Source organism: Vampirovibrionales bacterium (assembly GCA_016712355.1).
In the GTDB taxonomy this organism is placed as follows: domain Bacteria; phylum Cyanobacteriota; class Vampirovibrionia; order Vampirovibrionales; family Vampirovibrionaceae; genus JADJRF01.
Genome location: JADJRF010000005.1, coordinates 915,443 through 929,517, shown reverse-complemented (window position 1 = coordinate 929,517; position 14,075 = coordinate 915,443). Strand labels below are relative to the sequence as shown.

Below are 14,075 nucleotides of genomic sequence, written 5' to 3'. Positions count from 1 at the left end.
CGCATGTCGACTGCCCGCTTTAGCGCTCAGGAGCTGTTGCGCGCGACCTCGGGTCGGGCCTTGAGGCCACTGCCGCCCGAAGGCGCATTTTCCCTGACCTCTGACAGCCGCGCCATTGCCCCGCAGAGCTGGTTCGTGCCGCTGGCGGGCGAGCGCTTCGATGGCCACGATTTTCTCGCCGACGCCGCCCGATTAGGGGCCGCAGGCGCGTTTATCTCGGAAGCCCGCGCGTCTGTCGCCGACAGCCTGCCAGAATCGCTTGCCCTGATTGCCGTACCGGACCCGCTGATGGCGTATCTGGACGCCGCTGCCGCCTATCGCCGTCGTCTTGGCGACGGGCTTACGGCGCTGGCCCTGACCGGCAGCTCAGGTAAAACCACGGTCAAAGAGATGCTCGCCGCCGCCTTCGCCCCACTGATGCCGACGCAGGCGACCGCGCGCAATTTCAACAACGAAATCGGCGTCTGCCAGACCCTGCTGGCGACCGAAGCCCACACGCGCCTGCTGATTGTCGAGATGGGGATGCGCGGCTTGAATCAAATCCGCCCGCTGAGCTGCGCCACGCAACCGGATATCGCGCTGGTGACCAACATCGGCCCCGCGCATCTGGGGATGCTGGGCTCGATGGCGGCTATTGCGCAAGCCAAATGCGAGATTTTCGAAGGCCTGAAGCCAGATGGCCTTGCCATTGTCCATGGCGACGATTCGCTGCTGCGCCATCAGGCCGCGCGCGTCTGGAAGGGCCGGCTGGAGGCCTTCTCGCTGCAAGACGCCTGCGACCGGTCCGTGTCAGCGGACGGCGGCCAGTCGTTCATATGGGACGGCTGCCGCATCACTCTGGGCGAGGCGGGCGATCACCGGATCCTCAACGCGCTGGCCGTTCTGACGGTCGGGCGGGCGATGGGCTATCAGCCCTCAGCGCTTCAGCCCGCCTTGCAGGCCTTCCGCGCCCCGGACGGACGCGGCGGACGTCAGGCGATTGCAGGCCTGACCAATGCGTGGGTCGTCAACGATGCCTATAATGCCAATCCCGCCAGTATGTGCGCGGGTTTGCAGGCGTTCTTGCAGACGCCCGTTCCTGCGGGCATGCGTCGCGCGCTGGCCTTGGGCGCGATGAAAGAGCTGGGCCCTGAGGCGCGCGCCCTCCATGAAGCTCTGGGCGTCTGGTTGGCAGAGGCGCCGGGCATCGATCTGCTGATGACCTTTGGCGAAGAGGCCGCCTGGACGGCCAGCGCCGCGCAGGCCGCCGGGGCCAGTTTTCCCATTCGGCATACCGCTCAGGAGCCGCCCCCGGCGGACGCTCTGGCGCGCGGCCTGCGCGAATGCGGCATCGCCTTGCGCGACGTGTCGATTTTTCTGAAGGGCTCGCGCGCCTGTCGGCTGGAAACCCTGATCGACGGCCTTTGCGCGGATGCCGCCGTCCCTTGTGAGGAGCCCGCCTGCCTGTGAACGCTGAATGGATGCCGCTGAGCGTCAAGAGTAGTTCCGCTGTCGTGATGACGGTTTCGCTGCTGGCGGCGCTCATGGCGGGTGGGCCCTTTATCCGCTTTCTGCGCCAGCGCTATCTGGGGCAGTATATCCGCCAGGACGGGCCCCAGAGCCATCACGGCAAAGCGGGCACCCCTACCGCGGGCGGCGTGCTGATTCTGGGTAGCGCGCTGGCGGGCATCGCCGCCATGGCAATCTTTGGGATGAAGGACTACTGGACGACTGAATTCTGGCTGACCCTGGCGGTGACGTTCGCGTTGGGCGCCGTTGGATTTGTGGATGACTACCTGAAAATCGCCAAGAAGCAGAACAAAGGGCTGTCCGGCTACGCAAAACTGGCAATTCAGGGCGCGCTCGGGCTGGGGATTGGCTTGTATATGAGTCAGACGCTGGGCTTATCGGGCGTCGCCGTCTTCAACGGCTTGCGGCTGGAGCTGGGCCCCGTGCTATACCCCTTGTTTACGGCGGTGGTGATGATGGCCGTCTCCAATGCCGTCAATCTCACCGACGGTCTGGACGGGCTGGCTGCCGGATGCAGCGCGCTGACGCTCACCGCCTTGTCGGTCTGCTTTACGGGCAACCTGTATTCTGACGTAGCCAACGTTTACCCGGATCTGGGCATGGCGGCGCTCATTCTCACCGGCGCGACGCTGGGATTTCTGTTCCATAACCTCTATCCCGCCCGGCTTTTTATGGGCGATACGGGCAGTCTGGCGCTGGGCGGGGCGATGGCGGCGATGGCCATCCTCTCGCAAACCGAATTCTGGCTGTTTTTGCTGGGCGGCGTCTTTGTCGCCGAAGCGCTGTCGGTGATTCTGCAAGTGGCGTCGTTCAAGCTGACGGGGCGGCGAATTTTCAAAATGAGCCCGCTGCATCATCATTTTGAGCTGTGCGGTTGGCGAGAGCGGCGCGTTACGGCGGTCTTCGTGCTGACGCAGTTCCTGTTGTGCGCGCTGGCGCTGTTCCTGTACAATAAGTGACGGGACCGTCGCCGCAGGGGTGTTTTCTTGCGATGGGCCGGATGGGTCTTCTGATTAGGGCGATTGGACAAGAATGCGATGAGTCAGGCTCCTGAATCCGCTTTTCACCGCTGGCAGGGGCGTCCCGTCGTCATTCTGGGCCTGTCCAAAACCGGCGAAGCTGTTGCCCGCTATTTACAGGCTTTTGGCGCGGATGTCTTCCTGAGCGAGCGTTCAGAGCCGGGCCCGGACGCTGCGGCCCTGCGCGATCGCCTTCAGGCATTCGGATGCGCGGTCGAAACCGGCGCGCATAGCGAACAATGCCTGTCTCACGCGCCGCTGATGATTGTCAGCCCCGGCATCCCCCCCCATGCCGAGATTCTCCAGCGCGCCGCCGCCGCCGGGATCGAGATCATCAGCGAAGTCGAGCTGGCGGCCCGCGAAAACCGCCTGTCGCGACGTCTGCCCATTGCCGCTGTCACAGGCTCCAACGGCAAGACCACTACCACCACGCTTATTGCCCGTCTGCTGGCCGACAGCGGACAGCGCGTGGTCGCCTGCGGCAATATTGGCCTGCCGATGATCAGTTGTCTGGGCGATAACGCCCTTGAAGCGCTGGTCGTCGAGCTGAGTTCGGCGCAACTGGCGTTCTCGCCGACGTTTCAGGCTACTGTGGCGGCGTTTATGAATCTGACGCCCGATCACATCAACTGGCATGGCTCGCTGGCCGCCTATGAGGCCGCCAAACGTCGCCTGTTTACCGGCGAACAAGTCCCGACGTGGGCGGTGGTGAATGCCGACGACCCGGCCAGCCTTCGTTGGCAAGCGGATTTGCCTGAGCAAACGCTCTGGTTCTCGCGCCGCGACCCGCATCTGGGGCAGAAGCGCGCGCATGCGGCGTTTTTGACTGCGGATGGTCAATTTGTGTTTCAACGAGACGACTGCCCTCAGCCGCTAGGCCTGTCAGCCGCTGACTTGAAGCTAAAAGGCGCGCATAACCACGAAAACGCCCTGGCGGCGCTGAGCGTCGCGTTCCTGATGCATGCCGCCGGGACAAATACCACAGGACAGACTTTTGCCCGGACGTGTCGTGAGTTTTCAGGCGTGGCGCATCGTATCGAGCCTGCCGGAGAGATTACGCGCCTGCACGCGGGCGGCGTGACGCGTATCGCCTGCTATAACGACTCCAAGGCGACCAACACGGATGCGGCCATTCAGGCGCTGCGGGCCTTCTCGCCGCAGCGGACGATTCTGATTGCGGGCGGTCGCCCCAAAGAAGAACCGCTGGAAGGCTTTGTGGAGGCGATTCAGACCCATGCGGCCGCCGTCACGCTCTTGGGAGAAGCGCAACCACGCTTTCAGCGCGCGCTGAACGAGGCGGGCTACAGCGCCGTCTATCCGTGCGACACGCTGGAGCGGGCGCTGGACAAGGCTATTGCCCTCAGTCAAGGCGAGCCGATCCTGTTTTCGCCGGCCTGCGCGAGTTTTGACCAGTATCAGAACTTCGAGCATCGCGGCGACGTCTTCAAGGCCCTCATTGCGCAGCGTCAGGCAACGCCGACGCCCGATGCGCAACCTGACAGGGCGCGCCCATCGTGTCTATGACGCTGAATCCGCCGCCGCCTTCTTCAGCCCCGCCTTCTGACGGCCTGAGGCGCGCGCCGAGCGCAGCGCGGCAATCGCTGGACGCGCCGCTGCTGGCCATCACCCTGTCGCTGGTCCTCATCGGGCTGGTGTCGGTCTACTCGGCCAGCGCCCCCAACGCCCAGGCGGATTCCGGCGCGAGTTATGCCATCCTGCTGAAACAGGCGCTGGCGGCTGGCGTTGGCCTGTGGGGCATGATGCTCGTCTCGCGCCTGCCCTTTACGCTGTGGCGCCGTCTGGCCAAACCCATTGCGCTGACGGCCATCGGCCTGTTGCTGATTACGCTGCTGTTTGGCCAGACGGTCAATGGCAGCGAGCGCTGGATTGCGCTGCCCTTCGGGTTTCAGTTTCAGCCGTCGGATGTCGCAAAACTGGCGGCCATTCTGCTGATGGCGCAAGCTACCTGTCGCCGTCGGCTGCTGACGTTTACCCTGTTTCCGAATCTGGCGCTGGTGGCGGTGATGGTCGCGCTCATCTACCAGCAACCCAACCTCAGCGTCTCGATTATCATTGGCGTGATGACGCTTGCGATGCTGTTCATTGGCGGGTTTTCAGTCCCATTGCTGTTGTTGGGCCTGCCGCTTGCGGGATATGGCGTCTTTCTCAAGGTGATGACCGTCGAATACCAGCGCCGCCGTATTCAGGGCTGGCTCGACCCGTGGGCCGATATGCAGGACACGGGCTATAACCTGATTCAGTCATATTACGCCATTGGTTCAGGCGGCATTTTCGGGGTGGGCTTTGGCCATTCGGCCCAGAAGATGCACTATCTGCCCTTCCCCTATACGGATTTCATCTTTTCGGTGATTTGCGAGGAATGGGGCTTGTTTGGCTCGCTGATTATCGTCGGTCTCTTTGCGCTGTTTGGCTGGCGGGGCTTTACGATCGCCCGGCAATGCGAGAGCCCGTTCGGTCAGATGCTGGCCTTCGGGCTGACGTGCGCCATTCTACTGCAAGCGCTGATCAACATCTCGGTCACCATTGGCATGATGCCGGTTACCGGCGTGACGCTGCCGTTTATCAGCTACGGCGGCACCTCGATGATTCTCACGCTGGTGATGACGGGCATTCTGCTGAGCGTTTCGCGGCATCGCCCTCGCCCGCGCGTGGCGTCGTGGCCGCAGACGGCTTCATGAATCCCCCTGATTCTTGCGCCGGGCTGAGAATCGCGCTTACTGGCGGCGGAACCGGCGGGCATGTGTTTCCCGCGCTGGCGGTGGCCGAATGCCTGCGCGACGACCCGGCGCTGGCGGCGCTGGTTTACATCGGCAAGCGCGACGGGCTGGAATCGCGGCTGATTCCCGCCAGCGGCTTTGCCTTTGAAGGGCTGGACTTCTCGGGGATGCCGCGACGCCCCGGTCTGGGCTTTGCGCGCTGGCTGGCCTCGATTCCACAGGCGGTTGCTCGCGCAGGGGCGGTTCTGGAAACGCTCAAGCCCCATGTCGTCTTCGCTACGGGCGGTTATGTCAGCGCGCCAGTGCTGGCGGCGGCCTTACAGCGCCGCATCCCCTATGTGATTCACGAGCCGGACGCGCATCCCGGACTGGTCAACCGGCTGATGGGGCGCTGGGCGGATCAGGCGACCGCCGCTTTTGCGCAGGCGCAGCGCTCGATTCCGTGCGCGCGCTTCCATGTAACGGGCAATCCGTTGCGCGGAGCGATTGGCGCGCTTGACCAGCGCCAGGGCTTTGACAGACTCGGCCTGAACTGGGATCCCAGCCGCCCGACGCTTTTGGCGACCGGCGGTTCCCAAGGCGCCCGGCGCCTGAATCTGGCGCTGGCGGGCGCGCTCCATACGCTGACAGGCGACATGGGCTTGCAGATTCTGCATCAGACCGGGGCCAAGCTCCATGACGAAACCATGGCCGCCCTCGCCGCGACGGCCCAGCGCGACGCCGGCGCATACTGCGCCCGACCCTTCTTCGAGGAGATGGCCGCCGCGTGGGCCTGCGCCGATCTGGTCCTCTGCCGCTCGGGATCGCTCACCCTGTCAGAACTGTATCGCTGCGGACTGCCCTCGATTCTGGTCCCTTACCCGCATGCGGCTGCGGACCACCAGAGCAAGAACGCTCAGGCCTCGGCGCAGGCGGGCGCCTCTGTGGTGATCGCCGATGATGCCCTGGACGCCGAGCGACTCATCGCTGAGATCCGCGCGTTATTGGGTGCGCCTCAACGTTTACAGTCCATGGCCGCCGCCAGCCTTTCGTTGGGCCGTCCTCAGGCGACGGATGCCATTGTCGCGCTGCTGAAGGCGTATTCTCGTTGAAGGGCGCTGGCTTTTGGCGGGCGCTGACGGTCTGCGCGTGTCTGCTTGCGCTTGCCTGCCAAGGCTGCGGACCGCGCACGCCCGCCCACGATCAGGATGCGGGCGTGTTTCGGATGAATCTGGGCTCAGAGCCCCCCTCGCTGGACCCGGCGCGGGTCAATGATCTGACCTCCTTCACCGTCCTGCAGAACCTCATGCGGGGGCTGACCGTCATTGGTCCGGACGGGCGCGCGATACCCGCTGTCGCGTCGCGCTGGGATCGGCTCGATGGCGGACGGCGCTATGTGTTCCACCTGCGGCGCGACGCGCTTTGGGAGGATGGTCGCCCGGTTACGGCCCAAGACTTTGTCTATGCCTGGCGGCGCGCACTGGATCCGGCGCTGGCGTCCGAGTACGCCTACTTCCTGTTTGAGGTGCAAAACGCCAAGGCTTGGTATGACGGCAAGCTAGGCGACTTCAATGCCGTCGGCGTCCATGCGCCGGACCCGTACACGCTGGATGTTCGCCTCACGCGCGCCATCCCGTTCTTTCTGGACCTGATGGCGTCGCCGGTTGCGCTGCCGCTTCGCGAAGACGTTGTCGCCCGCGCCCCGCAGGACTTTACCGAGGCGGGACGCTTTGTCGCCAATGGCCCCTACCGGCTGAGTCGCTGGCGGCACGAGGAGAGCCTGCGCCTGACGCCGAATCCGGCGTATTACGGGTCGCATCCGCAGGTGAAGGCCGTGGAGATGGCCATGATTGCCGACGCCAACGCCAGCGTCATTATGTATGAGAACGGCGAGCTGGACTTTATCGAGACAACGACCAGCATTCCGGCGTTTGATGCGCGTCGTCTGCGCGCGCGGCCCGAAGCGCGCACGCGGCTGCTGCACCGACTCTCTTACGTGGGCTTCAACGCGCAGGCCCCGCCCTTCAACGATCCGCGCGTGCGGCGCGCCTTTGCGCTGGCGATTGACCGCAGCGCCTTTCCCAAGCTGCTCAAAAGCGGGCAACGGCCATGGAACGGCTGGATTTCGCCCGGTCTGCCGTGCGCATCGCCAGAGGCTGGACTCGGATACGACCCGGCGGCGGCGCGGCGTTTGCTGGCCGAGGCCGGATACCCCGACGGACGCGGATTCCCACGCGTGTCGCTCGCATTTCAGACCCAGTATGACTTGCTGAAGGAAGGCGAGATCCTGCAATCGCAGTGGAAACAGACGTTGAATGTCCCCGTTGCGTTGGAGAATATGGAATGGAAAGCGTTTCTGACCCGCCTGCGTCAGAACCCCCCTGCGATGTTCCGTCTGGGCTGGTTCGCCGATTATCTCGACGCCGACAGCTTTATGGGGATGATGACGCGCGACAGCCGCAATAACTATACCGGCTGGGGCAGCGCCGAATACGATCGTCTGGTCGCAAAAGCCGCGATCACTGGTAATCTTGCCGGGCGGCAGGCGCTGTATGACGCTGCGCAGGTCATTCTCTTACGGCAAGACGTCGTCATCGCCCCGCTATATGCCAGCGAGAAGCTGTGGCTGGTGAATCCGCGCGCGTCCGGCGTGCGCATCAACGCGCTGAACCTGATTGACCTTGAGCGCCTAAGCCTGCCAAAGCCGAATTGAGCGCCGCTTCCAGCCGCCTGGGATTCGACAGCGCCGCAAAGGGAATGGTCTTCTTCTTCATGCGCTTGGGGTCGAAGACAAAGACGGAGGGGACGCTGTCTACCCGAAACAGCGCGGCGGCATCCTGCGACTGGGGGCGGTCCACGTTGATCATCACCAGTTTGAGGCGCCGGGCGAAGGCTGTCGTCGCCACGCGGTGAACCAGCGGCGTCAGTTGCACGCAGGCGCCGCAATCATCTGAGTAGAACTCAATGAGCAAAGGCGTTTGAGCGGTTTTGGCCGCTGCGCTCAGCGAAACGCCGGGATCATACTGCGAAGGCCGTCCGCTGGCGTCAGCCCCCTGAAAAAGCTGCCACGCCAGACTCAGCGTGATGGTGACGGCCACCAGCGTCGCGATGACGCCCATGCTTCTGAGAAACGACGGCGGCGCAGCCATTAGCGCGCCCCCTGAACAGCAGCCAGACGGCCGGGCGTCAGGTTGCGCAGACCACTGCGGGCCTCAAAGGCGGCAGCGGCGCGAAACAGGGTGTCTTCGCCCAGATGCGGCGCCAGCAGTTGCAGGCCGATGGGAAGCCCCTGGGCGTCGAATCCGCAGGGGAGGCTGAGCGCCGGGATGCCCGCCATATTGACCGGAATGGTCGCAATATCGGACAAATACATACTGACCGGGTCGTTCAACTTTTCGCCCAGACGAAACGCCGTGGTGGGAGCCGTCGGACAGATCAGAATATCGACGGAGTCGAACGCATGGCGCAATTCATGACGAATCAGCGCGCGCGCTTTCTGGGCTTTGCCGTAGAAAGCGTCGAAATAGCCCGCGCTCAGACAGAACGTGCCCAGCATAATGCGTCGCTTGACTTCGGGGCCGAAGCCCAGGGCGCGGGTTTTCTGGTACATGCGCTTGAGATCCATGCCGGCTTCTTCGACGCGCATCCCGTAGCGGACCCCGTCATAGCGTCCCAGATTGGAGCTGGCCTCGGCAGTGGCCAGAATATAATACGCCGCAACGGCATAGCGGATACTGGGGATGGAAATCGGCTGGACGCGCGCGCCCATCGCTTCAAAGGCCTCGCGGGCCGCGCCCAGCGAGGCGGCGACTTCGGCCTGCATGCCCTCGCCGTCCAGTTCCTGAATCACGCCGACGCGCAGGCCCTCGATATCGGGGCGCGCCTCGATCGCCGCCAGATAGTCAGGAACAGGGCGATCCGGAATAGACGTTGAATCCAGCGGGTCGAATCCGGCGATGACTTGCAGCAGGGCGGCCGCATCGCGCACGGTTCGGGCAAAGGGGCTGACCTGATCCAGGCTGCTGGCGAAGGCGACCAGTCCATAGCGCGAGACCAGCCCGTAGGTCGGCTTGACGCCGACGATGCCGCACATGGCCGCCGGTTGTCGCACGCTGCCGCCGGTATCGGAGCCGAGACTCAAGGGGGTCATCTGGGCGGCGACCACAGCCGCCGATCCGCCCGAACTGCCGCCGGGAATGCGCTGCAAGTCCCATGGGTTGCGCGTGACGCGCAGGGCGCTGTTTTCAGTCGAGCTGCCCATGGCAAACTCGTCCAGATTGGTTTTCCCCAGAATCGGGAGCCCCGCCGCGCGGACTTTCTGGACCACGGTGGCGTCGTAGGGCGAGACGTAGCCTTCGAGAATCCGACTGCTGCACGTCGTCGGCAGTCCTGCGATGTTGAGATTGTCTTTAATGGCGATGGGCGCGCCTGCCAGCAGCGGCAGCGTCTCGCCCGCCCTGGCGCGACGGTCGATGTCGGCGGCGGCTTCCAGCGCCAGCGAGCGGGTCAGCAGATTAAAGCCCTGAATATCGTCATCGAGGGCCGCAATGCGCTCAAAAGCGTTTTCCGCAACGGTAACGGCGCTGAGGCGACCGGCCTGAATGTGGGCGGCGGTTTCCAGCGCCGTCGCGTGCGCCGATGAGGGTATCGGCGACTGTGATGACGACTTTTCGGGCGGCCCTGCCGGCGAATCTGACATGAATGAAGCATCTCCTTAGCGCGCGTCAACGCCCCGTATTTTATCGCAAATTTTATTGCAACGCTCCCGCAGCGCGCGACTGTTTCGGTCACGATCCGCCGGGAGAGCCGCGCGCGCGACCAACGCCCGGCCTGCGCCGAAAGGCCAGCGCTCGATAAGGGCCCAAGTACGGGTCCTGCTCAAGAGGCGGGCAAGGCGGGCGCGACGCGCTAGGGCGCTGACATAAGTCGGGAGAGGACTGACAGGGCGCGCTCGCGCTTGTCCCCGTTATTGCGAGATCCGGCGCTGCGCTTGGCGTGAGCGCGTGCGCTCTGTCCTGAAATGTCCTCGCCGTCACTGACGGCATAGACGCAAAATCCTGTAACGGCTGTAAGCGCGCGTCTGACGCGATTTGCGGGCCTTCGAGCTCGCCCAGACGGCGACGGGCGTAATCAATGAGAAATCGCCGGGGAAAGGGCGGCGACCACGAGGCCGCGCCGCCGTAAGCGCCTGAGGAAGATTTCCGGGAATTTGCGCGCCGCGCTCGCTCGCGGGCTGTCTTTGCGGCGTCTGCCGCCGATTCTGCCGTCTGGCCGGGCGTCAAGGCCCAGGCCGGGCACTCCAGCAGACGCGCTATCTTGCGGAAGACCTCGACCACGGGCGTGACCTGGCGCTCAGCTCGCCCCCGCGTAAACGCCGGACGGAACGGCCCATGAAGCCAGCGGCGGTAATAGCGCTCATAGCCGAAAAGAAAATGCGCGCCCCACATACCGATCCGCATTTTCCCGGAATCCAGAACAGCCATCAGCACCTCGTCAAAGACGGCGAGGTTTTCCATCAACGCAAAAAATAACGCCTGCGGGCGTGAAACCCGGCCTGTCATGGCTTGATTCCTTTAAAATGCCTGTTAAAAGGGCGATATTGTCACAGTATCTCATGTTTTTATAAAAGCATAGAGATCAATCTTTACGATTTTCACAAAGCCGCTCAGGGCTTGAAAAACAGGCTGAAAATCCGCGAAAGCCTTCTGGGGCGCGGGTTATTTTCAGGCAATTTTGAGCGTCGGGATCCACAGGCGTTGCAGCAAACGGGCGCGCCAAACGCCCGCCCTTGCAAAAGACCTTGCCGGCGCCCGGCGCGTTGCGCGGCTTTGAAGCCCACGGCAAATAAGGGCTTGAGCTTCCGCAATGGATTCCGTACAATAGCCCACGCGCCCGCAGGCGGTTGTCCAAAAGGCGCGCGCACCTTCGGCGAGTGTCGCCAAGCGGTCAAGGCCCCGGATTGTGGTTCCGGTATACGTGGGTTCGATTCCCATCACTCGCCCCATTTTTCTGTCGCGCGCCGGACGTTGAAACGGCGCGGCGCGCAATTTCCGGTTCGTGGCCGGTTTTGAGCGTTTAGCCAGCCGAGACGGCGCATTGACAGTCTAATGAATCGCCTCGCGCTTTTGCAGCCGCCTTCGCCCTCGCCTTAGCTTCTTTTTTCGCGCTCTCAGAGGATCGCAGCCGCTCCGATGACCACCCTCGACCAGAAGCCGCCCGCCGACATGCCGCCTTCCCCCCCTGATGACGCCGCCAACGCCGACCCGAATCGGCTGACGCGCCCCGGTCATGCTCCCGGTTCCGCTTCTGCGTCTGGCCCGTCTTCGCACGCGCCAGACGCCGCCAGCTCGGGCGCGCCGCCGTCTTCGCCGTTTTCATCCGGCGCGCCCGCCCCGGCGAATTTGCCGGAATTTCCCAAGCGGCCGCGCCCGCAGGCGTCGCTGACGCCAAAACCCTCTGGCGCGCCATTGTCAGGGCCGCCTTCGGGGGCTTCTTCAGGGCAGCCGGTCCCCGGCGGATCGGGGTCAGTCAAGTCTTCTCACGCGCCTTCTCATGCGCCTTCTCAGGCCGGCCCTCCGGCGCCGGGCGCGCCCCCGCCGGAGTATCCCGCCGCGCCGCTGTCGCCTGCCCCCCCCGGACGCCCTCCGCGCCCGATGCGCCGCCCGCGCGCCCTGTCGCCCATGGGCGCGTTTCTGGTGATGGCCGCCGCCGTGCTGACGAGCATCGCCCTGTTTTTCGCCGTCGGCCATTTTCTGCCCGATATCGTGATTCCGCTGCCCGGCAGCAAACAGCCGCTGTTTACGATTAAAACGCCCAAAGCGCCGACGGATATGGTCGTACTGGTGATGGGCGTTGATGTCCCCTACGCCAATGGGCGTCCTCAGCGCGAGCAGTTTTCCGGCGCGCGCACTGACAGCATGATGCTGGTGCGCGTCAGTCCGGGCAAGAATACGGTATCGGCGATTTCCATCCCGCGCGACAGCAAGGTGCTGATTCCCAACGGACATGGGATTGATAAAATCAATGCGGCCTACGCCTATGGCGGCGCATCGCTGGCGGTTGCGGCTGTAGAGTCGTCGTTTGGCGTGCCTGTGGATCGCTATCTGGTCGTTAATACGCAAGGCGTGCGCGATCTGGTTGACGCTATCGGCGGGGTGACCGTGGTGGTGGAAAAACCCATGCATTACCGCGACCAGACCGCGCGGCTGAATATCCAGCTGGAGCCGGGGCCGCGCGCGCTCAACGGCGAGCAGGCCGAGGGCTTTGTGCGCTTTCGTCACGACGCGCTGGGCGACATTGGCCGGATTCGGCGCCAGCAGCAGTTTCTGTCAGCAGTGGCCGCCAAGCTTAAAAATCCGTGGATGGTCGCCAAGCTGCCCGATCTGGCGCGCTTTGCCGGGCGTTATCTGGATACCAATCTCAGTTCGCATGAGCTGCTGCAACTGGCATGGTTCTCAAAAGATATGGACATGAGCCGCGTTCGGCTCTCAACGATGCCCGGAACGCCGACCAATTCGCGTTATGCCAGCTACTGGGAGATTAACGCCGTAGAAGCCGGGCGCGTTCTCGATCGGCTGATTCTGGATAATCCGATGGCGCAGAACGATATGACCTCCAGTCGGCCGCTTTCGGTGGGGCTGGTCTATGATCCCGCCCAGGCCCAGGCCATTGAGCCGCTGGTGAAACGTCTGGAAGGCAAGCTGTTTCAGGTGGTCTGTCGCGAAAAACGGGCAAGTCAATTGTCACAAATTATTGAGCGCAGCCGCCGGGTAAATGATGAGAGCAGCGCGCGTTTGCGCGGCGTGGATCCTGCGCTGGGGCGAGCGGGCTTGATTTTTTCGCCGATTGGCGCCACGTTTGAATCCAACCAGTGCAGCATGGGCGAAGACTATACGGTGATTCTGGGCGTGGACGCCGCGCCTCGCCATAACCCGTAAACCACGCGCCGTTATTGGAAAAATTTGTCAGCAGGAGGCATCCATCGTGAAGCGTTTCGTACGGATTCCATGGACAGGTATTGGCGGGGTGGGCGTTCGCGCTTGCGCGGCTCTCTCATTGGCGCTCAGCGTCAGCGTCATGGTTGCCGCCCTGTCTTGGGCGCAAGTCGGGCCGCCCGCGCCGCAAGAGAAAGCGCCGGCGCCTGCGCCGAAAGAAGCCGTCAAGAGTTTCACCGACAAGTTCGTGCGCATGTTTAAGCCGGGCGAAGATCCGCAAGCCGCCTCGGCGGATCCCAATGCCCCCGCGCCGCCGCCGGCCCCCACGCCCGCCAACGCGCGCCCGCCGCTGCTGAGTCAGCCCCCGCTTGAAAACGCCAAAGTCGTCCCCCCCGTTGAAAGCGCCCAGGACCCGCCGCGCAAGCTGCCTGCGCTGGACAATCCGAAAAACCCCTTCGGGCTGGCCGATGCCGAAAAACGCTTGAACGAAACCGCCCAGCTCATTGAGAAAAAAGACTACGGCAGCGCCCGCGCCAAGCTGACGCCCCTCAAAGAATGGCTGATGACCTCGACCGAGGCCCATATCAGCATCTACAAGGCGCTGAGCAACGTCCCGGCGGCGCGCGTGCAGTCAGAGCTTGAAAAACAGGTCGCGCTCGAATTTGCCAAAATGCGCGACAAGGCGTTTTTCCAGATGGGAAAGATCCTGATCGCCGAACAGCAGCCGCAAGAGGCCATCAAGCTCCTGACCGAAGTCATTAAGTCGCAACCGCGCAGCGAAATGGGCATGGCCGCTTACGAAACCCTTCAGGAAATGGGCTTTACCCAGAAACTGCAATTGCTGGAGTAAGATGGCGGACGGCCCGCGTTTGGCGGATAATGCCATCAGCAATGCC

Annotated in this window: 11 protein-coding genes and 1 tRNA gene; 9 read left to right on the top strand and 3 right to left on the bottom strand. The window is 63.6% G+C overall.

All coding sequences use genetic code 11. From position 1 onward, the window contains the following. Window positions 1-3: 3 nt before the first annotated feature. The 6 genes from murF to IPK79_05605 all read left to right on the top strand — a co-directional run bounded on the left by murF (window position 4) and on the right by IPK79_05605 (window position 7,958). Window positions 4-1,449 carry a UDP-N-acetylmuramoyl-tripeptide--D-alanyl-D-alanine ligase gene (gene murF / locus IPK79_05630; protein MBK8189914.1) on the top strand — a complete coding sequence of 482 codons (1,446 nt, stop codon included), beginning with the start codon at window positions 4-6 and terminating at the stop codon, window positions 1,447-1,449. A gap of 47 nt (window positions 1,450-1,496) precedes the next feature. Continuing rightward, complete coding sequence (locus IPK79_05625) at window positions 1,497-2,468, top strand: phospho-N-acetylmuramoyl-pentapeptide-transferase (GenBank protein MBK8189913.1); 972 nt, start codon at window positions 1,497-1,499, stop codon at window positions 2,466-2,468. Between the two features lie 78 nt (window positions 2,469-2,546). Beyond that, window positions 2,547-4,052, top strand: coding sequence for a UDP-N-acetylmuramoyl-L-alanine--D-glutamate ligase (murD, locus tag IPK79_05620; GenBank protein ID MBK8189912.1), 1,506 nt, complete (start codon window positions 2,547-2,549; stop codon window positions 4,050-4,052). Further along, window positions 4,043-5,227, top strand: coding sequence for a putative lipid II flippase FtsW (ftsW, locus tag IPK79_05615; GenBank protein ID MBK8189911.1), 1,185 nt, complete (start codon window positions 4,043-4,045; stop codon window positions 5,225-5,227). The genes murD and ftsW overlap by 10 nt, the downstream gene beginning before the upstream one ends. Next, complete coding sequence (gene murG, locus IPK79_05610; protein ID MBK8189910.1) at window positions 5,224-6,357, top strand: undecaprenyldiphospho-muramoylpentapeptide beta-N-acetylglucosaminyltransferase; 1,134 nt, start codon at window positions 5,224-5,226, stop codon at window positions 6,355-6,357. The genes ftsW and murG overlap by 4 nt, the downstream gene beginning before the upstream one ends. Then, the gene (locus tag IPK79_05605; GenBank protein ID MBK8189909.1) at window positions 6,354-7,958 is read left to right on the top strand and encodes a peptide ABC transporter substrate-binding protein; all 1,605 of its coding nucleotides are present in this window, start codon (window positions 6,354-6,356) and stop codon (window positions 7,956-7,958) included. The genes murG and IPK79_05605 overlap by 4 nt, the downstream gene beginning before the upstream one ends. On the opposite strand, the gene IPK79_05600 is transcribed toward IPK79_05605, so the two are convergent. The 3 genes from IPK79_05600 to IPK79_05590 all read right to left on the bottom strand — a co-directional run bounded on the left by IPK79_05600 (window position 7,903) and on the right by IPK79_05590 (window position 10,806). Continuing rightward, on the bottom strand, window positions 7,903-8,394 hold the full coding sequence (locus IPK79_05600; GenBank protein ID MBK8189908.1) for a thioredoxin family protein: 492 nt from the start codon (window positions 8,392-8,394) through the stop codon (window positions 7,903-7,905). The two genes, IPK79_05605 and IPK79_05600, sit on opposite strands and share 56 nt — an antisense overlap. Next, the gene (gatA, locus tag IPK79_05595; GenBank protein MBK8189907.1) at window positions 8,394-9,944 is read right to left on the bottom strand and encodes an Asp-tRNA(Asn)/Glu-tRNA(Gln) amidotransferase subunit GatA; all 1,551 of its coding nucleotides are present in this window, start codon (window positions 9,942-9,944) and stop codon (window positions 8,394-8,396) included. Before gatA ends, IPK79_05600 begins: the two co-directional genes overlap by 1 nt. Window positions 9,945-10,032: 88 nt before the next feature. After that, on the bottom strand, window positions 10,033-10,806 hold the full coding sequence (locus IPK79_05590; protein ID MBK8189906.1) for a hypothetical protein: 774 nt from the start codon (window positions 10,804-10,806) through the stop codon (window positions 10,033-10,035). 367 nt (window positions 10,807-11,173) lie between these two features. Here IPK79_05590 and IPK79_05585 point away from each other — a divergent pair. The 3 genes from IPK79_05585 (at window position 11,174) to IPK79_05575 (ending at window position 14,029) form a co-directional block, all read left to right on the top strand. Further along, window positions 11,174-11,249: transfer RNA gene (locus tag IPK79_05585), tRNA-His, on the top strand. A 187-nt stretch (window positions 11,250-11,436) separates the two neighbouring features. Further along, on the top strand, window positions 11,437-13,182 hold the full coding sequence (locus IPK79_05580) for an LCP family protein (GenBank protein MBK8189905.1): 1,746 nt from the start codon (window positions 11,437-11,439) through the stop codon (window positions 13,180-13,182). A gap of 46 nt (window positions 13,183-13,228) precedes the next feature. Further along, window positions 13,229-14,029, top strand: a complete 801-nt coding sequence (locus tag IPK79_05575; protein MBK8189904.1) for a hypothetical protein — start codon at window positions 13,229-13,231, stop codon at window positions 14,027-14,029. Window positions 14,030-14,075 lie beyond the last annotated feature (46 nt).